Annotated in this window: 21 protein-coding genes; 5 read left to right on the top strand and 16 right to left on the bottom strand. The window is 73.9% G+C overall.

Annotated features, from left to right (window positions below; translation table 11 throughout):
* Window positions 1-305 precede the first annotated feature (305 nt).
* Both AB0H28_RS05005 and AB0H28_RS05000 read right to left on the bottom strand, forming a co-directional pair.
* Window positions 306-3,302: a BTAD domain-containing putative transcriptional regulator gene (locus tag AB0H28_RS05005; protein WP_358034380.1), complete on the bottom strand. Its 2,997-nt coding sequence runs from the start codon at window positions 3,300-3,302 to the stop codon at window positions 306-308.
* A gap of 294 nt (window positions 3,303-3,596) precedes the next feature.
* Complete coding sequence (locus tag AB0H28_RS05000; protein WP_358034378.1) at window positions 3,597-4,196, bottom strand: hypothetical protein; 600 nt, start codon at window positions 4,194-4,196, stop codon at window positions 3,597-3,599.
* A 154-nt stretch (window positions 4,197-4,350) separates the two neighbouring features.
* Here AB0H28_RS05000 and AB0H28_RS04995 point away from each other — a divergent pair, with 154 nt between their 5' ends.
* From AB0H28_RS04995 to AB0H28_RS04980, 4 genes are all read left to right on the top strand, one after another.
* Window positions 4,351-5,403, top strand: a complete 1,053-nt coding sequence (locus AB0H28_RS04995) for a hypothetical protein (RefSeq protein ID WP_358034376.1) — start codon at window positions 4,351-4,353, stop codon at window positions 5,401-5,403.
* Between the two features lie 282 nt (window positions 5,404-5,685).
* Complete coding sequence (locus tag AB0H28_RS04990; protein ID WP_358034373.1) at window positions 5,686-7,818, top strand: discoidin domain-containing protein; 2,133 nt, start codon at window positions 5,686-5,688, stop codon at window positions 7,816-7,818.
* Between the two features lie 229 nt (window positions 7,819-8,047).
* A complete protein-coding gene (locus AB0H28_RS04985; protein ID WP_358034371.1) occupies window positions 8,048-9,883 on the top strand; it encodes a VWD domain-containing protein in 1,836 nt (611 codons plus the stop codon).
* Window positions 9,884-10,109: 226 nt separating this feature from the next.
* The gene (locus tag AB0H28_RS04980) at window positions 10,110-11,909 is read left to right on the top strand and encodes an anthranilate synthase family protein (RefSeq protein WP_358034368.1); all 1,800 of its coding nucleotides are present in this window, start codon (window positions 10,110-10,112) and stop codon (window positions 11,907-11,909) included.
* A gap of 62 nt (window positions 11,910-11,971) precedes the next feature.
* On the opposite strand, the gene AB0H28_RS04975 is transcribed toward AB0H28_RS04980, so the two are convergent.
* The 9 genes from AB0H28_RS04975 to AB0H28_RS04935 all read right to left on the bottom strand — a co-directional run bounded on the left by AB0H28_RS04975 (window position 11,972) and on the right by AB0H28_RS04935 (window position 19,129).
* The gene (locus AB0H28_RS04975) at window positions 11,972-12,661 is read right to left on the bottom strand and encodes a rhomboid family intramembrane serine protease (protein WP_358034367.1); all 690 of its coding nucleotides are present in this window, start codon (window positions 12,659-12,661) and stop codon (window positions 11,972-11,974) included.
* An 82-nt stretch (window positions 12,662-12,743) separates the two neighbouring features.
* On the bottom strand, window positions 12,744-12,980 hold the full coding sequence (locus AB0H28_RS04970) for a hypothetical protein (RefSeq protein ID WP_358034365.1): 237 nt from the start codon (window positions 12,978-12,980) through the stop codon (window positions 12,744-12,746).
* Entirely contained in the window at window positions 12,937-13,407 is a 471-nt protein-coding gene (locus tag AB0H28_RS04965; protein WP_358034362.1) for a DUF4345 domain-containing protein, read from the bottom strand. Before AB0H28_RS04965 ends, AB0H28_RS04970 begins: the two co-directional genes overlap by 44 nt.
* Entirely contained in the window at window positions 13,404-13,601 is a 198-nt protein-coding gene (locus AB0H28_RS04960) for an MbtH family NRPS accessory protein (protein WP_358034358.1), read from the bottom strand. The genes AB0H28_RS04965 and AB0H28_RS04960 overlap by 4 nt, the downstream gene beginning before the upstream one ends.
* A complete protein-coding gene (locus AB0H28_RS04955; protein WP_358034355.1) occupies window positions 13,598-14,818 on the bottom strand; it encodes a glycosyltransferase in 1,221 nt (406 codons plus the stop codon). The genes AB0H28_RS04960 and AB0H28_RS04955 overlap by 4 nt, the downstream gene beginning before the upstream one ends.
* Window positions 14,806-16,182, bottom strand: coding sequence for a glycosyltransferase (locus AB0H28_RS04950; protein ID WP_358034352.1), 1,377 nt, complete (start codon window positions 16,180-16,182; stop codon window positions 14,806-14,808). The genes AB0H28_RS04955 and AB0H28_RS04950 overlap by 13 nt, the downstream gene beginning before the upstream one ends.
* A complete protein-coding gene (locus tag AB0H28_RS04945) occupies window positions 16,183-17,022 on the bottom strand; it encodes an ABC transporter permease (protein ID WP_358034350.1) in 840 nt (279 codons plus the stop codon).
* Complete coding sequence (locus AB0H28_RS04940) at window positions 17,019-17,972, bottom strand: ABC transporter ATP-binding protein (protein ID WP_358034347.1); 954 nt, start codon at window positions 17,970-17,972, stop codon at window positions 17,019-17,021. The genes AB0H28_RS04945 and AB0H28_RS04940 overlap by 4 nt, the downstream gene beginning before the upstream one ends.
* Before the next feature lie 20 nt (window positions 17,973-17,992).
* Window positions 17,993-19,129 (bottom strand): acyltransferase domain-containing protein, encoded by a 1,137-nt coding sequence (locus tag AB0H28_RS04935; protein ID WP_358034345.1) that lies wholly within the window; start codon window positions 19,127-19,129, stop codon window positions 17,993-17,995.
* Window positions 19,130-19,399: 270 nt separating this feature from the next.
* Between AB0H28_RS04935 and AB0H28_RS04930 the strand changes: the two genes are divergently transcribed.
* Complete coding sequence (locus AB0H28_RS04930) at window positions 19,400-20,428, top strand: ketoacyl-ACP synthase III family protein (RefSeq protein WP_358034343.1); 1,029 nt, start codon at window positions 19,400-19,402, stop codon at window positions 20,426-20,428.
* A gap of 15 nt (window positions 20,429-20,443) precedes the next feature.
* On the opposite strand, the gene AB0H28_RS04925 is transcribed toward AB0H28_RS04930, so the two are convergent.
* The 5 genes from AB0H28_RS04925 to AB0H28_RS04905 are packed head-to-tail and all read right to left on the bottom strand — an operon-like array spanning window position 20,444 to window position 25,442.
* The gene (locus tag AB0H28_RS04925; RefSeq protein ID WP_358034340.1) at window positions 20,444-21,721 is read right to left on the bottom strand and encodes a nucleotide disphospho-sugar-binding domain-containing protein; all 1,278 of its coding nucleotides are present in this window, start codon (window positions 21,719-21,721) and stop codon (window positions 20,444-20,446) included.
* A gap of 46 nt (window positions 21,722-21,767) precedes the next feature.
* Window positions 21,768-22,520 (bottom strand): SDR family NAD(P)-dependent oxidoreductase, encoded by a 753-nt coding sequence (locus AB0H28_RS04920; protein ID WP_358034338.1) that lies wholly within the window; start codon window positions 22,518-22,520, stop codon window positions 21,768-21,770.
* Window positions 22,520-22,831, bottom strand: coding sequence for a phosphopantetheine-binding protein (locus tag AB0H28_RS04915; protein ID WP_358034334.1), 312 nt, complete (start codon window positions 22,829-22,831; stop codon window positions 22,520-22,522). Before AB0H28_RS04915 ends, AB0H28_RS04920 begins: the two co-directional genes overlap by 1 nt.
* Window positions 22,828-24,420, bottom strand: a complete 1,593-nt coding sequence (locus tag AB0H28_RS04910; protein ID WP_358034331.1) for an AMP-binding protein — start codon at window positions 24,418-24,420, stop codon at window positions 22,828-22,830. The genes AB0H28_RS04915 and AB0H28_RS04910 overlap by 4 nt, the downstream gene beginning before the upstream one ends.
* Window positions 24,417-25,442, bottom strand: a complete 1,026-nt coding sequence (locus AB0H28_RS04905; RefSeq protein ID WP_358034328.1) for a ketoacyl-ACP synthase III family protein — start codon at window positions 25,440-25,442, stop codon at window positions 24,417-24,419. Before AB0H28_RS04905 ends, AB0H28_RS04910 begins: the two co-directional genes overlap by 4 nt.
* Between the last annotated feature and the right edge of the window lie 4 nt (window positions 25,443-25,446).

Below are 25,446 nucleotides of genomic sequence, written 5' to 3'. Positions count from 1 at the left end.
TGTGGCTGGTCCGTTCCGGCTCGCGACGCCGGCCCTCTTCGGTGGTTCGGACGGCGACACCGGCCCGGACCGCGAGGGGCGAAGGCGAGCCGACAGTCATGGCGTCCGGGTTACCACAGCGTTACTTCTCAATGTTTGCGTTAACAAGATGCAGCCGTCAAGGCAATGCAGGCATCGAACTACATCGACACGCCTCGACCGGGCCCCAGCCGCGCTTCCGGCCCGGCGCAACGACGTCCGGGGTCCGCTATCGACCAACCCGCAGGCCAAGCCGTTGTGTTAGCGATAACAGGGGTGGAACATCGCTAGTCGAGCACCGTCAGCGCGCCTTTTTCCAACAGCTCATAGCCGTACTCCCGGCAGATGGTCAATGCCTGCGTCGCGTACGCCTCTGCCTCGTCGGCGGCGGTCGCGCCGCGCATCCGGCAGGCCCGGGCCAGACCGATCAACGCCTGCGCCTCGGCGTGCCGGGCCCCGTCGCCCCGAGCCAGGGCGAGAACCTGCCGCAGGTGGGCGACCGCCAGGTCGGCGTCGCCGCCGGCGAGGTCGAGACCGGCTTGGGCGAGCAGGGCGTGTGCCTCCACCCAGCGGTCGCCGGCCTCGCGGGCGATCCGCAGGGACTCCGCCGCCTCGCTCCGGGCGTCATCGAGGTCACCCGTCGCCGCGTGCACCGCCGCCAGCAGGCGCAGGGTGTCGGCCTCGCAGCTACGGGCCCGGGCCCGGCGGTGGGTGGTCAGTGCCTGGGTGAGGTAGGCCGACGCCTCGGCATGGCGGCCGAGCAGCAGATGCGCCTCGCCCAGGCAGCCGTGCGCCGTGCCCTGCCCGTGCCACTCACCGACCCTGCCCTCCAGCTCGATGACCTGCTCGCAGTAGGTGATGGCTTCGGTCAGCCGGCCCTGCTGCAGGCGGATGTTGCCGAGGTTGGCCAGCCGTGCCATCCGGCCGGCGAGGCGGCCGATCCTGGTGTCGATCTCCAGGGCGTCGAGACTGTACCGGGCCGCCAGGTCCAACCTGCCGGTCTCGAACGAGACGTGGGCGAGATTGTTCAGGGCGCTGCCCTCGCCCTCGGCCCAGCCACCCCGCCGGGCGAAGTCGAGCGCGCGGTGGAACTCGTCGAGCGCTTCGGCGTACCGGCTGGCGGCCAGCAGGACGGTGGCCCGGCTCAGGTACGCGGCGGCCTGCCCCAACGGGTCGCCGTCGGCGCGGGCGTACTCCAGGGCGGCCTCGGTGACCGGCAACCACTCCGCCGACGGCGAGGTGAAGTCCAGGTGCCAGCGCAGATGGTCGGTGAGCCGCCAGGCGGCCGTACGGTGCTCCGGCCCGGCCGCCATGATCGCGGCGATGATGTTGCCCCGCTCGGTCTCCACCCAGCGCAGCGCCGCGGCGGCTTCGGCGAACTCGACGCGGTGCCGCGCGCTCACCTGCGCCGGCAACGGCAGCCGGACGACGCTCGGATAGAGCAGGCTCACGGCACTGTCTGTCGTGGACAGGTAGTGGTCGTAGAGGCGGTCGAGGGCGGCCTCCCGGTCGGTCTCCTCGGCCAGGCTCCGTCGCCGGGCGTAGAGGCGGACCAGATCGTGCCAACGGTAGTGGCCGGGGGCGACCCGCTCCAGCAGGTGGGCGCGGGCGAGCGCGTCGAGCAGCGGCTCGACGTCGGCCACCGGCACGCCGGCCAGGGCGGCGGCCGTCGGTGCGGTGACGGCATCTCCCGGCGCGACGCCGAGCAGTCGGAACAACCGGCGGGCGGCCGGGGAGTGCGCCTGGTAGGAAAGGTCGAAGGCGGCGACGGTGGTGGTCGCGGTGTCGCCGGGGATGCCCAACGCCGCCAACCGGTCACCGGCTTCGAGCCGTCGGTTGTACTGCGCGATCGGCGTCAGCTCGGCCCGGAGGTTGGCGGCCGCGATGCGGATGGCAAGCGGAAGGTGACCGCAGAGCCGCGCCAGTTCCGCCGTGTCCCGCCCCGCCGCGCCGGGTAGCAGCCTGGCCAGCAGGTCGCCGGCCTCGTCCCGGGACAGCACGTCCAACCGCAGCATCACCGCCCCCTCCCGGGCGGCGAGCCCGCGGAGTTGCTCGCGGCTGGTCACCAGCACCACGCAACCGGCTCCCCCGGGCAGCAGCGGGCGGACCTGGTCGGGGTCCGCCGCGTTGTCGAGGATCACCAGGATCCGCCGGAGCGCCGTCACGCTGCGGTAGAGGCCGACGGCCTCGTCCAGCTGGTCCGGGATCTGATCGGCGGGCACGCCCAGGGCCTGCAGGAAGTGGGCCAGCGCGGCCATCGGCGTCACCGGCGGCCGTGGTGAGCTGCCGCGCAGGTCGAGATAGAGCTGGCCGTCGGGAAACCGGTCGCGCACCGCGTGCCCCCAGCGCACGGCCAGGGCGGTCTTGCCGACCCCGGCCAGGCCGGTGATGACCACCGGCGGCGCGGGCGGTCGAGCGGTGCTGGCGTCCAGGGCCGCCAACGGGTCGCGACGGCCGGCGAAGTCGGCGACCGCGGCGGGCAACTGCGCCGGCGTCACCGGCCGGACGGCGGGCGCGGCGAGGCTCCGATCGTCGGTGAGCACGGCACGTTCCAGGTCCCGCAGCTCCGGGCCGGGCTCGATCCCGGTCTCCGCGCCGAGCACGTCACGGACCCTTCGGTACGCCTCCAGCGCCTCCGCGCGGCGCCCGCAGCGGTAGAGCGAGATCATCAGATGCCGGCAGAGCCGCTCGCGCATCGGATGGACGGCCGCGAGCGCGGCCACCTCCTCGACGATCTCCCCGTGCTGGCCCAACTCGAGCTGCGCGGCGAACCGTTCCTCGTACGCGGCCAGTCGCAACTGCTCCATCCGGGCCGCTTCCGCCGACACGGTGAGCGTGTCCGGCACGTCGGCCAGCGCCGGCCCCCGCCACAACGCCAGCCCCTCGGACAGTTGCCGCACCGCGTCGGCGATCCGGCCCTCGGCGGCCTCCCGCTTCCCGGCGCGCACCATCCGCTCGAACACCTGGATGTCGACCCGGTCCTCGCCGGTCACCAGCTCGTAGCCGGCGGCGCGGCTGACCACGTCGCCGGCCTCACCGGCGCGCAGCATCCGGCGCAGGCGCATCACGTAGCCGTTGACGGCGCTGCTCGCCGTCCGGGTGGGGCGCGCGCCCCAGATCTCGTGGACCAGTCGTTCCCGGCTCACCGGCCGCCCGGCCTCGGCCAGCAACACCGCCAGCACGACGCGGTGGTGCGGCGCGGTGATCGACGTCCACTGCGTGCCGTCCCAGATCAGCACCGGCCCCAGCGCCTTTATCCGCACGGCCCCGTCCCATCGCTTCACCGCGGATTCATCGACGAATTATCACCCGTCGCTACGTTCCTCGCGAGGCGTAGGGGCACAACCCGGTGCTGCGCGCCCCGGCTGACAGCCTGAGAGGAGACGCCCGCTCATGAGATCCGCGTTTCACCGCAGGGGGAGAACCTGGAGCGCCGTCACCGCCGCCCTGGCGGCGGCGGCGGTCTTCAGCCTCACTCTGGGCATCGGCGCGCACGTCGCGCCCCCCGACCCACTGACCATCAGCCCGGTGGCCGCCGAGCCCGGCGCCGACCCGAACATCTGCACCCGCGACATCACCTACCAGGGGGTGCTCACCCGCTGGACCTTCGACCCCTGCGTGCCGGCCGGGCAGCCGCTGCCCGCCGACGTGCGCCAGGCGTTGGAGCAGGACGTGCGGGACGCGCGCGGTTGCCCGTCGGCGACTCCGAGCGCGACGGCTTCCTCGGCGCAGCCGACCCGGGTCGCGCAGCCCACCCGGGCCGCCACGGCGCAGCCCGTCGCGACGGGCGCAAGCCCCACCGCCTCGGCCAGCAGCAGTCCGAGCACCAGTCCCTCGCCGTGCGCCAGTTCGTCGCCCGGCCCGAGCGGCTCCCCGAGCGGATCGCCGTCCGGCAGCCCCAGCGGTTCCCCGTCCGGCAGCCCGAGCGGATCGCCGTCCGGAAGCCCCAGCGGATCGCCGTCCGGCAGCCCCAGCGGCTCCCCCAGCGGGTCCCCGTCCGGCAGCCCGAGCGGATCGCCGTCCGGAAGCCCCAGTGGATCGCCGTCCGGCAGCCCCAGCGGATCGCCCTCCGGCAGCCCCAGCGGCTCCCCCAGCGGGTCCCCGTCCGGCAGCCCGAGCGGGTCCCCGTCCGGAAGCCCCAGCGGATCGCCGTCCGGCAGCCCGAGCCACTCACCCACCACCACGCCGCCGACCACCCCGACCTACCCGCCGCCCCCGCCGCCCAGCCCGACGACCGCCCCACCGTGCCCGGGCAACACCGTCGACGCGAAGCTGACCGAGGCGCGCAAGGACCGCTACTGCCCGCCGAACCGCAACCCGGCGCAGCCGGTCGTGCTGGTGGCCACCGGCGACTCGATCACCTCCGCCCACCTGCAGCTCATCAACGCCTACCCGATGGGCGCCTGCGCCGGTAACACCAAGGCCGACTTCCGCGGCCTGCCCGGCAACGACATGCTGTTCAGCTACGCCGGCAAGTACGCCGTCAACCGCAACCAGCGGGTCGTGGAGTACTACAACTTCGCCCGCACCGGCTACGGCACGCGGCAGATCATCGACGCGCCGTTCGGACAACTGGACGCCTGCAAGAACCAATGGGCCCGCAACTGGCCCCCGGTCGATCTGGCCACCCGGGCCATCCGGCAGGCCAAGGCGGATCGGAAGGCCGCCTACTTCGTCAGCACCGGCGGGGTGAACAACACCGCGTGGACGGATCTGCTCAAGGCCCTGGCCAAGTGTGGGCTGATGGACCACTACCGGTTCCTCATGCAGGAGTTCTTCGCCGACCACGATCTGCCCCTGCAGGCGCAGATGGACTGGTTCGACCTGGCGGGCAACGACATCGCGAAGTCGAAGATCATCCAAGGCGGCGCGTGTCACGGCAAGGTCGTCGGCGACGTCACCGGGATCCAGTACATCCACCATCGGATCGACGTCCCCGTCTGGGACGGTCCGGCCCTCTACAACCAGATCAAGACCGACGTCGAAGACATCGTCGACGACGTGCTCGACGCCGGCGCCGACAAGGTGGTGTGGATGGGCTACTACGACATCAGCCCGGCCCGGTTCGACGTCGGCCGGCTCGCCGAGCAGTACCGGGTGAACCTCGCCCAGAAGCTGAACGGCTGGCTGCCGGGGCAGATCCCCTCCCAGGAACGGGACCTGATCGACGACCCGGGCTGGAAGGCGACGGTAGCCGCCTGGACGAACGAGCTCAACGTGGTGATCCGCGCCGGACTGCCGGCGAACCACCCGAAGGTGCGGTTCGCACCGCCCCCGGCGCTCGGGGTCACCGACCTGCAGAAGACGGCCTTCGGCGGCTCCCCCCACCCCAACGAGTCGGGCCACAACAGGCTGGCCGGGGCGCTGGACGCGACCTTCAACTGATCGGTGCCCGGCCCGGCTCGCCCGAGCCCGCAACCGCCGCGGGAAGTGGCCCGCTTCGCCCCGCCGGATCGACTCCGGCGGGGCGAAGTGGTTGCGCCACCCCTGCGCGCGAGCACGCATGTCGATGCCCGGCGGAGCGGCGGGCGTGGTTCCGGAACCACCGGATTTCCTTGACACGGGCCCGTCCCGCGCCGACGCTTGTCGCCAGGGAGCGCTCTCCATCGCTGGTCACGGCCGATCAGCGAACCGATCTCCGGCCACCGCCCGCTCCTGGAGACGCCCATGAACCACCACCTCGTCCGCACCGTCGACCCCCCGTCGCGGCGCCGTCGCCGCCTCCTCGCCGCCGCCCTCGCGGCGACGCTCGTCGCCACCCTGACCGGCCTCACCGCCGGCCCGGCCCACGGCGCCGACCCGCTGCTCTCCCAGGGCCGGCCGGTGACCGCCTCGTCCACGCAGAGCGCCGCCTTCCCCGCCTCGGCGGCGGTGGACGGTGACCCCGGCACCCGCTGGTCCAGCGCCGCCGCCGACCCCCAGTGGCTGCGCGTCGACCTCGGCGCCGCCGCCACCGTCAGCCAGGTGGCGCTCACCTGGGAGGCCGCCTACGCCACCGCCTACCAGGTGCAGGTCTCCGCCGACGGCGCGACCTGGACGACGCTGCGCACCGTCACCGGCGGCGACGGCGGCGTCGACACCCTCGCGGTCGCCGGCACCGGCCGGTACGTGCGGGTCTACACCACCGCCCGCGGCACCGCGTACGGGGTGTCGCTCTGGGAGTTCCAGGTGTACGGCACGAGCACCGCCACCGGCTGCGACACCACCGGCAACGCGGCGTTGAACCGCCCGGCCACCGCCTCCTCGACCGAGAACGCCGCGCTGCCCGCCTCGGCGGCGGTGGACGGCAACCCGGGCACCCGCTGGTCCAGCGCCGCCGCCGACCCCCAGTGGCTGCGCGTCGACCTCGGCGTCGAACGCGCCGTCTGCCGGGTCGACCTCACCTGGGAGGCGGCCTACGCGACGGCGTACCAGATCCAGCTCTCCGCCGACGGCGCCACCTGGACCACCGTCTACGCCACCACCACCGGCGCCGGCGGCAGCCGCCAGCTCACCGTCACCGGTTCCGGCCGCTACCTGCGGGTCCTCGGCACGGCGCGGGCGACGCCCTACGGCTACTCGCTCTGGGAACTCGCGGTCCGCACCACGGACCCGACGCCGACGACACCGCCACCGTCCGGCGGTGACGTGCTGCTGTCCTACGGCAAGCCGGCCGTCGCCTCCTCCCACCAGGACGACGGCGCCTGCTGGCAGTGCACGCCGGCGCGGGCTTTCGACCTGGACCCGGCCTCGCGATGGGCGACGAGCCCCACCACCGGCTGGGTCGACCCGGGCTGGATCTACGTGGACCTCGGGGCCACCGCCACCGTGCACCGGGTGGTCCTGCAGTGGGATCCGGCCTACGCCACCGCGTACCAGCTCCAGACCTCGACGGACGCGACCACCTGGACCACGATCTACCGCACCACGGCCAACCCGGGCTTCCGGCAGGACCTCACCGTCACCGGCACCGGCCGCTACGTGCGGATGTACGGCACCGCGCGCAGCAACGGCTACGGATACTCGCTGTGGGAGTTCCAGGTGTACGGCACCGGAGGCGCCCCGACCGCTCCCCCGGCCCGGCCCGCCGACCCGACGTTCCCCGCCACCACGCTCGTCTTCGCCGACGAGTTCGACGGTCCGGCCGGCGCCCGCCCGGACGCGGCGAAGTGGACCGCCGACCCCGGCACCGGGCAGAACAACGAGTCGCAGTACTACACCGACAACGCCAACGCGGCGATGAACGGCACCGGTCAGCTCGTGCTGGAGGCCCGTCGGGAGAATGCCGGCGGGCGCGCCTTCACCTCGCACCGGATGAACACCGGCAGGACGTTCCAGGTGCAGTACGGCCGGATCGAGGCGCGGATCAGGGTGCCCAGGGGCAACGGCCTCTGGCCGGCGTTCTGGATGATGGGCGGGGACTTCCTCACCGGTCGGCCGTGGCCGTACAACGGCGAGATCGACATCATGGAGATCCTCGGCCGCGACACCCACCGCAGCTACACCACCCTGCACGCGCCCGCCTACAACGGTGGCGGCGGCTACGGTCAGGAGCACGTCTGGGCCGTCGACCTGTCCGCCGACTTCCACGTCTACGCGGTCGAGTGGGACAGCCGGGGGATGCGCTTCCTCGTCGACGGCACGCAGGTGTTCTACGCCAGCAAGGAGACGGTCGAGGCGACCCGCGGCCCATGGGTGTTCGACCACCCCTGCTATCTGATCCTCAACCTGGCCGTGGGCGGCGACTGGCCCGGCCCGCCGGACGCGTCGACGCCGTTCCCGGCGCGGATGCTCGTCGACTACGTGCGCGTGTACCGCTGAGACGGCGGGTGCGGGGCGGCCGGGCCGCCCCGCACCCGGCCGCCAACGACCCATCATCGACCCGTCCCCACGCCGCAGCGCCGGCACTGTCCGCGCCCGGACACTGGCGGTGAGACGACACCACCATGCCGTGTAAGAACGCCGTCACAACGGGTGCCCGCACTGCGGCATCGATGGTTGCCTTTCCCCTGTCCGGCGACGTCACTGCCGGCTAGAGAATGGAGCGGCCATGGGGCTGTTTGCGCGAACACGCGGGGTGACCCGCAGACTTACCGGCGTCACGGCGCTGGCGGTGCTGATCGCGGTCGGTGGGTCGGCCGCGGCGGCGAACGCGGCGCCCTCGTCCACGAACCTCAACTCGTGGCAGGCGCAGATCACGTCCGTCCCGCGCCCCTCGGCGAAGGGATGCTTCACCGCCGACTACCCGCGACTGGCGTGGCAGCGGTCCGGCTGCGTCGTGGCGCCGGCGATCCCGATGACCCCCAAACGCAGCATCCGCCCCCTGGTGGTGGGCAACGGCAACGACATCTCCGCCCAGGCCCCGAGCGGATTCATCTCCGAGTCGTCCGGCACGTTCGAGAACATCGTGAACGTGACAAGCGAGAGCTCGCCCATCGCCAACGCCGGCCCGCCCGTGGCGAACGCCTACACCCTCCAGGTCAACACCAACTTCTTCGCCAGCACGGCCTGCGCCGGGTCGCCGAACCCCGGATGCCGGGGCTGGGAGCAGTTCGTCTACGCGAACAACGGCTCCAGTGGCCAGGTGTTCATCCAGTACTGGCTGCTGCAGTACAACGCGGCCTGCCCGGCCGGCGGCTGGACCCAGTTCTCGTTCACCGGCGACCCCGACATCTACTGCTACCGCAACAGCCCGACCGCGACCGCCGTGCCCAACCAACCGATCACCAACCTGGGATCGTTGCGGCTGACCGGCACGGTCAGCGCGACAAGCGACAGCGCCACCCTGTTCGTGGGCGCGACCGCCTACACGGCGACGGGTTCCAACTCGGTCAACGCGGCGGCCGGCTGGACCCGGTCCGAGTTCAACGTGTTCGGCTACGGCGGCAACAGCGACGGCGGCGGCGCGGCCACCTTCAACGCCGGGGCGTCGCTGAACGTCCGGACGAGGATCACCTACGGCGGCACCGCCGCGCCCATCTGCGCGGCCGAGGGCTACACCGGCGAGACCAACAACCTCAACTTCGGCTCGCCCGCGCCCGCCGCCACCGCGCCCGGCCCGGCCGTCGTCTTCGTGGAGAACACCGCCGGCGGCGCGGCCACGAACTGCGCGGCGGCCTCCGTCATCGGGGACACCCACCAGCACACGTTCGCCGGCCTGCTGTACGACTTCCAGGCCTCGGGTGACTTCGTCGAGGCGCAGGCCGGCAGCGACTTCGAGGTGCAGACCCGCAAGGCGTCCGGCGCGCCCACCTGGCCCAACGCCTCCGTCGACAGGTCGGTCGCGACGCGGATGGGCAGCACCAAGGTGGCGCTCTGCGACGGCAAGGCCCTCGTGGTGGACGGCCGGACCAGGGAGGTCGCCTCCGGCGGCGCGCTGCACCTGCCCTCCGGGGTGGACATCCACCGCCTCGGCAACGTCTACGTGGTGACCGACTCCGGCGGCAACAGCATCCGGGTGACCGTCAACAGCAGCTACATCGACGTGACCGTCGGCCTCGGCACCTACCCGACGCCGGTGGTCGGCCTGCTCGGCAACCCCGACGGTGACCCCCAGCGGCTCGCCGCCAAGGACGGCACCCAGTTCGCCGTCCCGCTCTCCTTCGACGACCTCTACCAGCGCTTCGGCGCGAGCTGGCGGGTGTCGCCGATGCGGACCCTGCTCGCGCCCTGCGGCGCGGTCTCCTCGGGCAACCCGTCGAAGCCGTTCTTCGCCCGCGACCTCGACGAGGACCTCCGCAAGCGGGCGGAGGCCACCTGCCTGGAGTACAAGGTGCGCCAGGAGTGGCTCGACGCCTGCACGCTGGACGTCGCGGTCGTCGGCGGCCGGGCCGCCCTGACGTACGTCGGCCTGGTGCCGCCGGTCGTCGACGGCAACAAGCAGTAGCGCACGACGAGCGCCGGGGGGCCCGCACCTCCGGCGCTCGTCCGTCTCCCGTCGCGGCCGTGCCCGGCAGGTCCGGCCCCGGACACCCGCGCCCTGCCGGTCGTCTTCCCGGTGTGATCCGAATACCAGAAGCTCGTGCCGGGCGCCGATGGGCTAAGCTGCTTCCCCGATGCGGAAATCGATTAGCAGGTGCTACACCACTTTCTGATCAGCAAGGTGGCCTCCGGTGAGTCTTGACTTTGTCAGCCCTTACTGCCTCGTCCATTCCGAGGGCCGGGTCAACTACGCTCGCGGCGAGACGGTGCGGTCCTGGTCGCTCGCCGAGGTGCCTCGCCCGACCGCCCACCCGGTGCTGACCATGGTGCCCTACGCGCAGCTGCGGGAGCGCGGCTACGTCTGCCACGACGACGACGAGCCCCTCATCTCGTTGGTGCCGAGCGAGTTCCGTGAGGTCGACCTGGAGTCGTTCGCCGATGTGCGCGCCGACGTGCGGGTGGTCTCCGAGCCCGTGCACACCCCCGACGACGAGGAGTTCGCCGCCCGCATCGACCGGGTGATCAAGGAGGAGATCCAGCGCGGTGAGGGCTCCAACTTCCTCATCTCGCGGCGTTGCGACGTCACCATCGGTGACTTCGGGCCCGAGGTCGCGCACACGATCTTCGCCCGGCTCGCCCGCAACGAGATCGGGGCGTACCTGACCTTCTGCTTCTTCGACGGGGAGCGCTACTTCATCGGGTCCTCGCCCGAACGGCACCTGACCTACCGCCGCGGCACGGTCACGATGAACCCGATCTGCGGCACGCTGCCGCGCGCGGCGCTGCAGAAGCGGGCCGACCTCATCGAGTTCCTCTCCGACCGCAAGGAGGTCAACGAGCTCTTCCAGGTGGTCGACGAGGAGCTCAAGATGATGTCGCGGATCTGCGGCGAGGGCGGCGTCGTGCGCGGGCCGTACCTGAAGGAGATGAGCGCGCTCGTGCATACCGAGTACGTGCTCGAGGGCAGCGCCACCATGAGCCCGCTCGACGCGTTCCGGGAGTCGATGTTCGCCGCGACCATGGTCGGCAGCCCGCTGGAGAACGCCGCCCGGGTCATCCACCGCCACGAGTCCGAATCCCGCGGCTACTACTCGTCGGCCCTGATGATCCGCGGCCTGGAGGACGACGGCCAGGAGTGGCTGGACAGCGCGATCACGATCCGGACGATGGCGGTGGACGCCGACGGGCACGCCGTGATCCGCAGCGGTGCCAGCGTCGTGCGCGACTCGGTGCCCGCCAAGGAGTGCCGGGAGGTCCGCACCAAGGCCGAGGGGCTGCTGAAGGCGATCACCACCGCCGAACCGCCCGGCCCCTTCCTCGACCGGTTCGTGGACGACAAGGTCATCGAGGTGCTCAACGGGCGCAACCGCTACCTGTCGCGGTTCTGGATCAACCGGCAGGTCGACGACCGGTACGCCGCCCCCGAGCTCATCGGCCGCTCGGTGCTGATCGTCGACAACGAGGACCAGTTCACCGAGATGCTCAAGCACATCCTCGAGCACCTCGGGTTCAAGGTCACCATGCGCGACTACCGGGAGTCCGGCATCGGCCTCACCGGTTACGACCTGGTGTTGGTCGGGCCCGGTCCCGGCGACCCGAACGAGCTGAGCGACCCGAAGATCGCCCAACTGCACCGCATCGTGGGCGAGCTGATGCGGGCCGGCACGCCGTTCCTCGCCGTCTGCCTCGGCCACCAGATCCTCTGCCGTCTGCTCGGCATGACCGTGCGCCCGGTGGACCCCCCGCTGCAGGGTGTGCAGGAGACCGTCGACCTGTTCGGCCGGGCCGAGCCCGTCGGCTTCTACAACACCTTCTTCGCCGACGCCCCGGCCGAGGCCCCCGCCGGGGTGACCGTGGCGGTGGAGCCCGACGGCCGGGTGGTGGCGTTGCGCTCCGAACGCTTCACCAGCTTCCAGTTCCATGTCGAGTCCGTCCTCACCACCAACTGCATCACCATCCTCCGCGAGGCGCTGCTGTGGCTGTTGAGGTGAGCTGCCGCCGTCCGCGGCACCGGGCGACCTGACGCTCCTGGCCTGCGGGTTGTCCGCCCGGGTCAGCCGACCGCCGGGCGGTGGCGGTCGGCGACGGGCCGGCGCGGCGCGGCGAGCACCCCGAGCACGACCCCCGCGAGCAGCGCCGGGCCGTGGATGTCCCGGACCAGGGCGAGGACGGCGCCCGCGGCCACGCCCAGCGCGGCCATCGTCCGGGCGACGAGCGCCGGGCCCGGGAAGCGGCGCAGCACCCACCCGAACAGACCGCCGAGCAGGCCGAGCACCGCGATCGAGTTGCCCGCGCCGTCGGGCTGCCAGAACCTGGCGACCGCCTCACCGGCGGCGGCGCCGCCGAGGTAGAGCAGGAGCCAGCGGCCCGGCCCGAACAGCCGCTCCACTGTCGGACCCACCAGCAGCAGGGCGATCAGGTTGATGGGCGTCTGCCACCACGGATCCTGGACCAGCAACTGGGTGCCGAACTGCCACCATCGGCCGCTGGACCAGGTGTCGGCGTGTCGGGCCAGCTGATCCAACAGCTCGGGTCGGGCGAGTTGCCACCCGGCGAAGGCCGCCGTGAGCGAGCACACGAGCACGGTCAGCGGGCGCGGGCGGCGCCACTCCGAGGCCAGCGCACCCGGGATGCCGCCGGGCGCCTCGCCCAGCGGACGCGGCACCACGCGGACCAGCACCTGGACGGAGGCCGCCATCAGCACCGGGGCACAGCCGAGGCGGATCAACGAATCGGTGTTCATCAGTTCCTCTCCACGCCGGCCCGAGCCGGTGCCTGACGGCCGGCCGGCGTCGGCCCGCCCGGGCTGCCGCCCATCGGACGGGTCACCCCCGCATCGCCTCGGCCACCGCGCGTCGCACCTCGGCGGGGTCCACCCGCTTCAGGCCCCGCGAACGCATCATCGCCAACACCTCGTCGGTGACGTCGTCGACGCTCCGGCCGGCCGACCGCTCGATGATCCGGTTCGCCTCCCGGTTGACGTCCCGCAGACGCCCACCGGTCACCCGACCGATCAGGTCACCGAGCCGCGGGCTGCCGCTCATCCGCATCTGAAATTCCATGATCCGATCCTCCGTTGTCGCGTTCGATCTTGGCCGGCGGCCGGGTCGCGGCCGCGGCCACCGCCGCCTGCCACCACCACAGCACCGGGGGCAGCAGGAGTTCGACGAAGGTCGCCGCAAACAGTACCGGGTGCGGTCGACCCACCTCCAGGATGGACAGCAGCCGGGCGAGGCCGCTGCCGAACATCACCACCAGCGCCGCCCGGAAGGCCCCGCCGGCGTGGGCGATACGGGGTACGAGACGCAGGACGAACACCCCGTACGCCAGCCAGTAGACCGCCATGAACCGCACCTCGCTGTCCACCGTCGAGTTGGTGCGCTGGGCGACGAGCATCCCGGCCGGGCCACCGGTGACGGCCAGCAGCCCGGTCACGACGGGAAGCACACCGAAGGGCAGGACCACAGCCTGCAGGGCCCGCTTGCTCATCCGGCGTCTCCCGGGTTGGCGGCCAGGTAGCGGGCCCGGTAGTCGGAACACGCCTGGAAGTCGTCCGGCCGGTGCAGCGTCGTCCAGCCCGGCGGCAGGGGCAGGTAGCCCGAACGCACCGAGGGCCGGCCGTCCGGGTCCAGCGCCACCACGAAGGTGGCCGTGGGATCGTCGAACTGATCGATGATGGTCATGTGAAGCCTCCGCAGAAGGTCGCCGTGACGGGCTGTGCCGCCGGCGCCGGGCCGCGACCGGTCCGGGCGAGCGTCACCAGATCCGCGACCAGCACGTCGACCGGCGGCAACGCCAGCAGTCGCCGCTGAACGACCCGGGCCGCCTCCCGGTACGACGGCGTCGACAGCACGTCGGCGCAGGCGGCGGTCAGCCGCTGCGGGCGTAGATTGGCCGCGGGCAGCACACCGGCCACCCCGAGCCGGGCGCAGCGGTCCGCGTGGTACGGCTCGTCGCCGATCACCGGCACCGCCATCATCGGGACACCGGCCCGCAGCCCCTCCCGGACGCTGCCGAACCCGGCGTGCGTGACGAACAGGTCCGCCGCTTCCAGCAGCAGCGGCTGGGCGACCCGGTCCACGACCCGGACGTGCTCCCACCCAGAGTGCAGGTTTGCGGCGGTGGACCCGGCGGCCACCACGGCGACGCAGTCCAGCGCGCCGAGCGCCGCCAGCACGGTCCCGGCCAGCGGTCGCATCTTCCAGTCGACGTCGGGCACCACCGAGCCGAAGGCCGCGAAGACCAGCGGCCGGTCGCTGGGCAGCCTCCCGACCCATCCCGGCAGCCGTTCACCCGCCCGGTCCGGCTGGGCCTGCCGGTACCGGCGCAGCGTGCCGGGGGTCGGGTGATCCTCGTAGCCGGGCGGGGTGAACGCGGCGAGCAACCACGGATAGGGGTCCGGGGCGTCGGTGTCCGGCAGGCCGTAGCGTTCGCGCAGCCGCCGCAGCGGCGCGCGGACGGCGGTCGGGCCGAGCAGGTGGGTGTAACCCGAGGCCACCGCGGCGTGGGGCAACCCGGCCCGCTCCGCGGCGAGGTAGCCGCCGAACTCCTCGGCGACCCGCAGCAGCACGTCGGGCTGCCACGCGCGGATCAGCCGCTGGAGGTCCGCCGCGGCCGACAACGCGGGCTCGCCCAGGAAGACCCGCTCGACGAGGGTCGAGTTGTAGTCCCGGTGCGCCCCGAAGGCCAACTGCCGGCCGATCGCCTCGACGGTCACCGCATCGCGGGTCCAGTCCTCGCCCACCGGCGCGAAGTCCAACCCGTGGGCGCCGGCCTCGTGCCGCAGGCCGGCGGGGGCGGCCACCAGCACCTCGTGACCGCCGGCCAGCGCGGCGAGCGCGACCGGCGCCAGCACCCGCAGGTGGGACGCCGCGTCGATGGTGGAGATCAGGATCCGCATGGCGATGCTTCCCGGGACTGCACCGGCCACGACGCCGGACCGGACCCGCCGGGCCACCGGCGGGGCGCCGAGCCGAGCCCGTTCTCCCAGGCCAGGCACGCCTCCCCCAGGGCCAGCCCGGCGGCCCGACCGGCCGCCTCCAGCGTCGTCGGCGTCGGCGCGTCCGCGTCGGCGCTGGAGGCGAGGCGAGCCGTGAAGTCGGCTGTCGACCGGTCGCGCCGGGCCAGCCAGGACAGCTCGTCCCGGGCGAGTGCGGCGGGCACCCGGGCGCCGGGCACCGGCCGGGCGAACCGGTGCAGGGCCCGGCCGATGGCGGCCAGCGGCGGCGCGGCGGTCCGGTCCGACGCGGCGGCGGCCGGGCGGGCGAAGCGGACCGGCAGATCCGGCCAGACGCCGGCGCCGACCCGGGCCTCCTCGACGACGTGGGCGACCAGATCGGTCAGCTCCCGGATCAGGGCCGGCTCGTCGCACTCGACGAGTTCGACCCCGGCCGACCGGCCCAGTTCGTCGAGGTATCCGATCAGCATCGCGGCCTGCCGCAGCAGTCCCACGGTCACGAACACGCTCCGCGCGGCCGGGTCGGTCACCTCCGCGTACCGCCGCCAGCTGCGCCTGCTGCCGGACACCAGGGCGTCGTACGCGTGCCGCGGCGCCGGCAGGTAGTAGTCCAGCGATCTCCGTTGCAGGTAGACCCGGGCGCTGCCGGCGCCCTGACGCAACGCGCGCCGCAACACCGACGCCGGGTTCTCGGCGACCTCGTGCACCGGCGCCTCGCCCCCGGCCGCCCAGGCGATGGCCCCGCCCGCGGCCCGGATGCGCAGCCCCAGGTCGGTGTCCTCGCCGAACTCGGGGTAGCGGTCCGGGTCGAACGGCGGCCCCGCGAAGACGTCGCGCCGGTAGCCCGCGTTCGCGGTCACCAGCGTCGCCGCCCGACCGGCGGACAGGGGCCGGGCGTCGAAGGCCCGCTCGTGTTGCAGGAACGCGGTCATCGGGCCCACCGCCGCGGTCCGCACCGGCGCGGCCACCGCGGCCACGGCCGGCACCGCGTGCAGGGCCGCAGCCATCCGCCGGCACCAGTCGGCTGGGACGACGAGGTCGTCGTCGACGAACAGCACGGTGTCGTGGCGGGCCGCCGCCACCCCGTCGTTGCGGGCGGCCGAGACGGCGGTGGCGGCCGAGCGCAGTACCCGGAGCCGGGGCGCGTCCGGCACCGCCGCCGGAGCCGGCGGGGCGTCGGGGCCGTTGACGACCAGGATCACCTCGGCGTCCGGCCCGCACCGCGCGGCGGCGGTGCCGGCCGCCCGGACGCACCGGCCGACGGTCGGGCTGCGGAGCACCGTCGGGATCACCACGGACACCGACATCTACCCGACCACCCGACGGACGAAGGCGCGGACCGCGAGGGCGCCGACCGCGACCGTGCCACCACCGAGCGCCAGCAGGAAGGCCCAGACCGGCAGGTGGGGCAGTTGCGGCGTGAGGGTGGCCCGCAGTCCCTCGCTCATGTAGACCACCGGATTGAGCAGGACGGCGACCTGCAACCACGGTAGGCGGTCCAGCGTCGACCAGGAGTAGTAGACGCAGCCGAGCATCGTCAGCGGCGTGACCACCACCGCGAAGAACTGCTGGGCGCGCTTGATGTCGACGAGGGTGCCCAGCAGCAGGCCGGTCGCGGCGCCGAGCAGGCAGGACAGCAGCATCACGGCGACGAACAGCGGCCAGTGGTAGACGTGCACGTAGGGTGCCTGGCCCTTGGCGTGCACCAGCAGCACGATCGGGAAGACCAGCAAACCCGCGAGCAACGCCTGGATGGCGCCGGAGGCGATCTTCTGCACGCCGAGCATCCAGATCGGCAGGGGCGCCATGGCCCGGTCCTCGATCTCCTTGTTGTAGGAGAACTCCAGCAACAGCGGCATGGTCACCGCCATGATGCCCTGAATGGCGATGGTGATGGCGACCAGGCCGGGCACGAGGATGGTGCTGAAGCCGCGCCCGTCGACGCCGGGCGCGCCCGACAGCCCGATCTTCGGCATCACGTAGGTGAACACGAAGGTGAAGAACAACGGCTGCATGACGGCCCGGACCAGCAGCGAACCGAGCTGTCCACGCAGCACCCGCAGGTCGCGGGCGAGCAGGGCGGCGAAGGTGTGCAGTCCGATCCGCCGCGTGCTGAGGTCCGCGTGCGGCAACGCGATCAGGGTCATTGCCGGTACTCCCGTCCGGTGAGGTTGAGGAAGGCGGTCTCCAGGCTCGGTCGGAGCGTGGACACGTCCTGGATGGACAGCCCCTGGTCGGCGCCGGCCGCCGCCAGCTCGCCGATCAGCCCGGTGGTCTGGGTGGCGTGGACGCGCATCCGGCTGCCCTCGACCTCGACCCGGGTGACGTAGCCGATCTTGCTGGCGGTCTCGGCGGCCGGGCCGGCGTCGCCGGTGAAGACCACGGTGGTCACCGACTCCGCGCCCGCGGCGCTCTTGATCTCGTCGATGCCGCCGGCGGCGACGACCCGACCGTGGTCGATGACGGCGATCCGCTGGCACAGCGACTCCGCCTCGTCCAGATGGTGCGTGGTCAGCAGCACCGTCTGCCCGTCGGCGTGCAGCCGGCGCAGCAGGTCCCACAGGTGCAGCCGGGTCTGCGGGTCCACCCCGGCCGACGGCTCGTCCAGGACCAGCACGTCGGGCCGGTGCATGATGGCCCGGCAGATCATCGCCCGCCTGGCCTGCCCGCCGGAGACCTCGTCGAGCGACGCGCCGGCCTTGTCGGCGATGTCGAACTCCGTCAGCAACTCCATCGCCCGCCGCCGCGCCTCCCGGCGGCCCATCCCGAAGTACCGGCCGCGGAACTCGAGGTTCTCGGCCACCGAGATCTGCCGGTCCATGGTGTTGCGCTGGGTGACCACCGCCACCCGACGCCGGACCTCGACCGGGCGGGCCAGCACGTCGATCCCCGCGACGGAGGCGGAGCCGCCCGTCGGCCGGATCCGGGTGGTCAGCATGCCGATCGTGGTGGACTTGCCCGCGCCGTTCGGCCCGAGCAGTCCGAAGAACTCGCCCTCGCCGACCGACAGGTCGATGCCGTCCACCGCCTTGATCGTGTGCGGTCCGTACTGGTATTCCTTGCGCAGTCCCGTCGTGGTGATCGCGGCTCGCGTCATCCTGGGCTCCTTCGTGGCGGCTATCGACGTCGATGGTTTCCGGTCCGCGGCCAGCGCGGCTCGACGATGATCGGAGAGCCGGCGGCGCCCGGCGGCGTCGCGCCGGGCCCGGCCAGGGGCCGCGCGGTGACGTCGTGTCCCTCGGCGCGCAACCGCGCCGCGGCGGCGTCCACGCTGCGCCGGTCGGCCTCCGCGGGACCGGAGCGCGCCGGCAGCAGCGCCAGCACGTCGCTGCGCCCGGCCACCACCGCCGGATGCCGGCGGGCGGCCACCGCCAGCGCCTGCCCGGGGCTCGCGTCGACCAGCAGCAGGTCCTGCTCGGCCAGGCGGGCGTCGAGGGTCGGCCAGAACAACACCGGCTCGACCGCGTGGCCGGCCCAGAACTCGGGCCGGGCGGCGAGCGCGCCGTCCACCCGTGACCCGGTGTACGCGGAGTAGAGCGGCAGCCGGGGCGGACGCAGCGGCAACCGGCGGATCAGCGGGAGCGAGTCGGCGGCGAGGTGCGCGGCGGCCGGGCTGTGGAACGCCACGGCGCAGCCGACCCGCTGGCAGACGAAGCCCGCCGCGCGCAGCCGGTGCGCCACCTCGGTCAGCGGTCCGTCGAGCCCGGCCAGCACGGTCTGCCGGGGCGAGTTCACCGCGCCGACGACCACCTGCGACCCGAGGAACGGGGCGACCTGTGCGACACCGGCCGCCACGGCCAGCATGCCGCCCGGCGGCGCCGCCGCCGAGGCGGCCACCCGGTGCCGCAGCAGCCGCACCGCGTCCGGCAGCCGGAACACCCCGGCCAGGGTGGCCGCCGCGATCTCCCCGACGCTGTGCCCGAGCAGCACCGCGGGCCGGCAGCCCCAGCCGAGCACCATGCGGCCCAGGGCGAGGTTGACGGCGAACAGCAGCGGCTGCGCCCGGGACACCGCGTCGATCGGCACGCCGGGCCGCTCGGCCAGCCAGTCCGCCCGCAGCGACGGACCGTCCGCGCCGAAGCACCCGAGGATCTCGTCCATGGTGTCGGTGAACACCGGGTCCGCACCGTAGAGGCCGGCGGCCATCCGTACCCGCTGGGCGCCCTGGCCCGCGAACAGCAACGCGACGGGCCGCGGCCGGACCGGCGGCGGGTCCGCGGCCGGTCCGGCCACCATCGTGGTTTCGCTGGCCATGAATCCCCCCGGAGGTACGGTCCTGACCCGCACCACGCTGGCCGGTGCGGTTCGAGCCGGGCTCGACAGCCGCTCGCGGGGCGCCGCCGGCCGGTCCGTCCGCCGGCTCTCGCCGCGTTCTCGTCCGTGGGTCGAGCCGACCCGGCGACGGTGGGGGCCAGGCGCGACCCGCCGATTCCGCTGTGCCGGCCACCGCCGGGTACCACCCGGGTCACGAGCCCGGCGGTACCCGGCGGCGCGGCGCGCCCGGTGCGAACGAGGGGGCTGCTGGTGAGGTTCGACGACATCCACATCGCCGGGTACGGCAGCGAGTTGCCGCCCGCCGTCACCGCCGCCGAGGCGGCCGGGCAGGGGCTGTGCGACCGGGCGCTGGCCGCGCAGAACGCCATGGAGGCGGTCACCGTCTCGACCGACCTGGCCGGCCCCGAGCTGGCGGTACGGGCCGGGCGCGCGGCCCTCGCCCGCGCCGGAGCCGCCGGCGAGTCCGTCGAGCTGCTGCTGCACAGCGCCCTGTACTACCAGGGCCACGACATGTGGGCGCCGGCCTCGTACGTGCTGCGGCACACCGTCGGGGACCGCTGCCCGGCGATCGACGTCCGGCAGACCTCCAACGGCGGGATGGCCAGCCTGGCGCTCGCCGCGAGCTTCCTCACCGGCCGGCAGGTGGGCGACGCCGCGCTGCTGACCTGCGGTGACCGGTTCTGTCCGCCCGGCATCGACCGGTGGCGCAGCGACCCGGGCACGGTCTTCGCCGACGGCGGCGCCGCCGTGGTGGTGGCCCGCGGCACCGGTTTCGCCCGGGTGCGCAGCCTGGTGCTGCACAGCGACAGCTCGCTGGAGCGGATGCACCGCGGCGACGACCCGTTCAGCCCGGGACCGATGACCATCCGGAGCCCGTTGGACGTGCGGCACACCACGCGCGCCTTCCTGCGCGCCGAGGGCGCCTCGTTCGCGGTGGGCCGGATGGCGGCCGGGCAGCGCGCGGTGGTCAAGACGGCGCTCGCCGAGGCGGGTCTCGAACTCGCCGACGTCGCCCGGTTCGTGCTGCCGAACTTCGGCCGCCGGCGGATGGAGACATCGTTCTTCCAGCCGTTCGAGCTGGACCCGGAGCGCACCACCTGGCCCTGGGGGCGCGGGGTCGGCCACCTGGGCGCCGGCGACCAGTTCGCCGGCCTGACCCACCTGCTGACCGCCGGTGAGCTGCGGGCCGGTGACGTGTGCGCCCTGCTGGGCGTCGGCGGCGGCTTCAGTTGGTCGTGCGCCATCGTCGAACTGACCGCCGATCCGCCCGCGGCCTGACGGCGGCGGCCGACGCTACCCGGCGAGGGTGGCCAGGCGGGTGACGAGGGCGTCCGGGTCGGGGCGGCGCTCGTGCTGGTCCCGCAGCGCACCGGCCGCCTCCCGGTACGACCGGTCGGTGAGCAACTCGCGCACCATCGCGCCGGCGGCGTCGGCCTGGAAGTCCGCGCCCGGCAGGTGCCGGCCCGCGCCGGCGGCGGCGATCCGGGCGGCGTTGGCGGCCTGCTCGCCGGCGAACGTCACGGCGAGCTGCGGCACCCCCGCCGCCACCGCCGTCATCACGCATCCCGCGCCGCCGTGGTGCACCACGGCGGCGCAGCCGGGCAGCACCCGCGCCAGCGGCACGTCGGTGAGGACCCGGACCGGTCCGCGGCCGGGCAGCCGGCCGGCGACGGTGGCGCCGCACGACAGCGCGCGGCCCGGCGCGGCCGACAGCCGCTCCCGGTCGGCGGCGCCGAGCAGCACCACCACCTCCACGTCCAGCCGCGCGAGCGCCTCGACCAGCTCCGGCACCACGAAGGACCGGGGACCGACCATCGCCGTCACCGAGGTGCCCCACACCACGCAGACCCGGGTCCGTTCGCCGGGGCGGGTGAGATCCGCCGGCGGTTCGCCGTCGAGCGGACCGGCGTAGGCCGAGTACCGGACGTCCAGCCGGGTCGCGGCGCCGACGGGCGGGCGTAGCCGCTCCGGGCACGGATCGGCCACGTGGTCGACGGTGGCCGCGGTGGGATCGGCCACCCCGTAGCGGGCGAACGAACCGGTCGGGTCGCCGGGCATCAGCCGCAACTCGCCGGGCTCGTCGATGCCGACCGGACCCCACAGGTGCAGCACGGCCGGCACGTCGACGACCCGCGCGGCGAGCAGCCCCTCCAGGCTGAGCCGGTCGTGCACCACCACGTCGGGTCGCCACTGGCGGGCCGTCGCCACCGCGGCGTCGAAGCTGCGGGTGGTGGCGGCGAGGGCCGCCGCCCGGTGCGCCCGCCGGTAGGCCGGGAAGTCGAAGTCGGCGAGGCTCGCCAACTCGACGCCGGTCACCGGATGCGGCGGCAGGAAAGGATACGGCCAGGCGCCCGCCTGGGCCTGCCAGTAGTGACTGAGGCGGGCCTGCAGCACCATGTCCAGCCCGTCGAGGGCCGGCACCGGCGGCAGGCCGGCGGCGGTCACCGCGGTGGCCTGCGAGGGGGCGCAGAGCACCCGCAGCTCGTGGCCGCCGGCCAACAGCCGGCGGCCCAGCGGCACCATCGGATAGTAGTGCCCGGGCCAGGCCGAGACGGAGAACAGCACGCGCATCGAGGAGTCCCCTCCGTCGGTGGCTCGGTCGAGCCGGTGGGCCGGGTCAGCCGGGCATCAGGAAGCCGGCCAGCAGGCCGCCGTCGGTGACGATCTCCGTGCCGGTGACGTACGACGAGTCGTCGGCGGTGAGGAACGCCACCACGGCGGCCACCTCGTCCGCGGTGCCGAGCCGGCGCAGCGGCAAAGTCTTGTGCAGCCACCCGGACACCCGCTCGTCCAGCCCTTCCGTCATCGCGGTGGTGATGACGCCGGGGCAGACCGCGTTCACCCGGATGCCGTCGGGGCCCAGCTCCATCGCCGCGGTGCGGCTCAACCCCAGCACCGCCGCCTTCGTGGCGCAGTACGCCGACAGGTACTTGAATCCGGTCATGCCGTCGATGGACGAGATGTTCACGATGGTGCCGCCGCCGGCCGCGCGCAGCGCGGGGACCACCGCCCGGATGCCGAGGAACACCCCGACCTGGTTGACGTCGACGACCTCCCGGAACGACTCCTCGGACAGCTCGGCGACGGTGCCGACGGCGAGCACCCCGGCGTTGTTCACCAACCCGTCGAGGCGACCGAACTCCGCCACCGCCCGTTCCACGGCCGCCTGCCACTGCGCCGGGTCGCGCACGTCCAGCCCGTCGCCCCGGGCGTGGTCGCCCAGCTCGGCGCCGAGTTCCTTGGCCGCGGCGACGTCGATGTCGGTGACCAGCACCCGGGCGCCCTCGGCGACCAGCCGGCGGGCCTGGGCGGCCCCGATGCCCCGTCCCGCGCCGGTGACCAGCACGACGCGCCCGGTCAGCCGGCCCATCACCGACCCCCGGCGGCCGACGCGGCGGCGGCCGGCCCGGGTCGCCGGTCGGCGCCGTCCGCCGCCACCTCGCCGCGGCGCACCTCGCCGATCATCGCCCACAGGGCTGCCGGGGTGGCGAAGTTGTCGGCGGTGAGGAGCGTGTCGGGCACGCTCACCTGATATGTCTCCTCCAGCCGGAGCAGCAGTTCGACGGTGGCCAACGAATCCAGCCCGTGCCCGCGCAGGCAGGTGTCGCCGGTCACCTCGGACAGCTTCGGCAGGACGTCGCGCAGGAGCCGCTCGAAGTGGGGGTCCCAGGGTTGCGTCATCGGGTCTTCTCGCCTTCTGGCGCCGGCCGGCGGATCAGCTCGGCCAGGCGCCGCTTGTCGGTCTTGCCGTTGGCGGTCAGCGGCAACTCGCGCAGCACGTGGCAGACCGGGGGGACCTTGCCGTCCTCCAGCCGCCCGGCCAGCTCGTGCAACACCTCGTCGGCCGGCACGGTGCCCACGACGGCCAGCTCCGCGTCCCGGCCGTCCGCCGGCGGGAGCACCGCGGCGGCCGTCACCCCGGGTACGTCGCAGGCCGCCGCCTCGATCTCCAACGCGCTCACCCGCAGGCCGCGCCGCTTGAACAGGTCGTCGCGCCGACCCTCGAAGTAGAGGTGCCCGTCGGAGTCGAGCCGCCCGTAGTCGCCGGTGTGCAGGGTGACGGTTCCGGTCACCGGGTCCGGGCGGAACCGTCGTGCGGTCAGTTCCGGCGCCCGCCAGTAGCCGGCCATCACGTGCGGGCCGCGCACGACGATCTCGCCGGTGTGCCCGGCGGGCAGCGGGTGACCGTCGTCGTCGAGGACGAGCACCTCGGTGCCGTCCAGGGCGCGGCCCACGGAGCCCGGCCGGGTCAGGTCACCGTCCGGTTCCGCGATGGTGATCCGCTTGCACTCGGTGGTGCCGAACATCGGCACCACGGCGGCGCCCGGGAACGCCCGTCGCAGCCCGGCCGCGTGCCCCGGGGTGAGGGCCGCGCCGGTGTTGGTGAACAGCCGTACCGGCGGCGCGGCGCCGTGCCGCCGGACGTGCCGGTCGGCGAGCCGGACCAGCGTCTCGGCGAGGCTGGGCACGACCGGCACCACGCTCACCCCGTGCTGCGCGATCGTGGTGACCAGCCGGACGTGCAGGGCCGGATCCGCCAGCACCAGGTGCGCGCCGGCGGCCAGCGCCAGGAAGATCTGGTAGAGGCCGTAGTCGAAGGCGAGTGGCACGGCGACCAGCACCACGTCGTCGGACCGGTAGGCGAGCCGGGCACCGACGGCCCGGGTGGCGAACAACACCGTGCGGTGCGGGCTCACCACCGCCTTCGGCGCGGCCGTGCTGCCGGAGGTGTAGATCAGCAACGCAATCCGGTCCGGGTCGTCGGCACCGGAGGGTCCCGCCGCCGACGGCGCGGCGGGACCGCCGGCCACCACGCGGCGCAGCTCGGTCAACGGACGTACCGGCACGGGGGTCAGCGCGGCGACCGACGGCAGGTCGGCGTCCACGCTCACCACGAGCCGGGGCTCGGCGTCGGCCAGCACGCCGCGCAGCAGGTAGGGGCGCACCTCCGGGTTCACCGGCACGAAGACCGCGCCGCGGCGCAGGGTGCCGAACAGCAGCGCCAGGAACTCCCGGACGTTCCCGACCCGGCCCACCACCCGGTCGCCGGGCCGCACACCGAGCCCGGCCAGCCAGGCGGCGCACGACTCGGCGGCGGCGGCCAGGTCGGCGTAGCTCCACCGGCCGTCCGGGTCGGTGACGGCCGGGGCGGCCGGGCGCCGGGCCGCGGTGGCCCACAGCAGGTCGGTGACATCGGCGCGGTGGTCGAGGCGTACGTCGTCCCGGGCACCGCCGGCGGGCGACGGTAGCGGACTGGCGGCGACGGTCATGTCCACTCCGGCGGTTCGAGGATCTCCACGACGGCGGCCGTGCAGGTGTAGCCGGCCCCGCCGCCCAGCAGGAGGACGTGGTCCCCGGCGTCGAGCGCGCCGGTCCGGAGCAGGTGCTCCAGGCCCAGCGCCCAGTCGCCACCGCCGACGTGGCCGGTGGTGCGGCCGTACTCCCAGGTGGTGGTCGACTCGGGCACGCCGAGCAGGTCGTGCAGTTGGGAGTCGCCGGGCAGCCGGCCGGTGGCGGGGGTGATGACCCGCCGGATCTGTCCGGCCTTCACCCCGGCGTCCTTCAACGCGGCGTTGCGCGCCATCAGCAGGACCCGGCCGATCCGCACGCTGGTCCGGACGGTGTCGGTGACCCGGGCGTACTGCCCGGAGCGGGCGAGCAGGTCGATCGGGTCGGACGCGGCCAACGACGCGGTGGTGAACGGGGCGTCGCCCCGGGTCTGGCCCTCCAGGGTGTTGTCCGCCACCGTGGCGGTGGACCGGATGCGGGCGAACCCGGACCGGGAGGACAGCACCATCGCGGTGCCGCCGTCGCCGTACACGTTGAAGTCGTGCATGGTCCAGCGGTCGACCGCCGGCGGGGCGAACCGGTCGGCGGTGCTGACCACGGCCGCCGTGCCGCGCGCGCCCCGCAGGGCGGCGGCGGCCAGCTCGATCGCGCCGAGCCCGACGTTGCAGCGCTGCTGCACGTCGAACGCCGGCACCGCCGGGTGTCCGGTCCGGTCCGCGACGTACGAGGCGGTGGGCCAGATGTCCAGGCCCTGGAACCACAGGCTGCCGTGCAGCAGCAGCGCCACGTCACGGCTGGTGACGCCGGCCCGGCCGACCGCCACGTCGATCGCGGCGACGGCCATGTCGGCCGGCGCCGTCTGCTCCCCCACGCAGATCGAGGTGTAGCCCAGGGTCTTGAACCGCTCGGCGTCCAGCAGCCCGGCGTCGACCGCCTCCCGGGCCGGCACCGCGGGGGGCAACCAGCTCCCCAGGCCGGCGAGGTACAGGTTCTCCCAGCGCATCGCC

Origin of the sequence: Micromonospora sp. NPDC050980, from assembly GCF_040653835.1 — a bacterium.
Lineage (GTDB): Bacteria > Actinomycetota > Actinomycetes > Mycobacteriales > Micromonosporaceae > Micromonospora.
The sequence above is the reverse complement of the archived record's forward strand: the minus strand, read 5'-3'. Positions and strand labels throughout refer to the sequence as shown.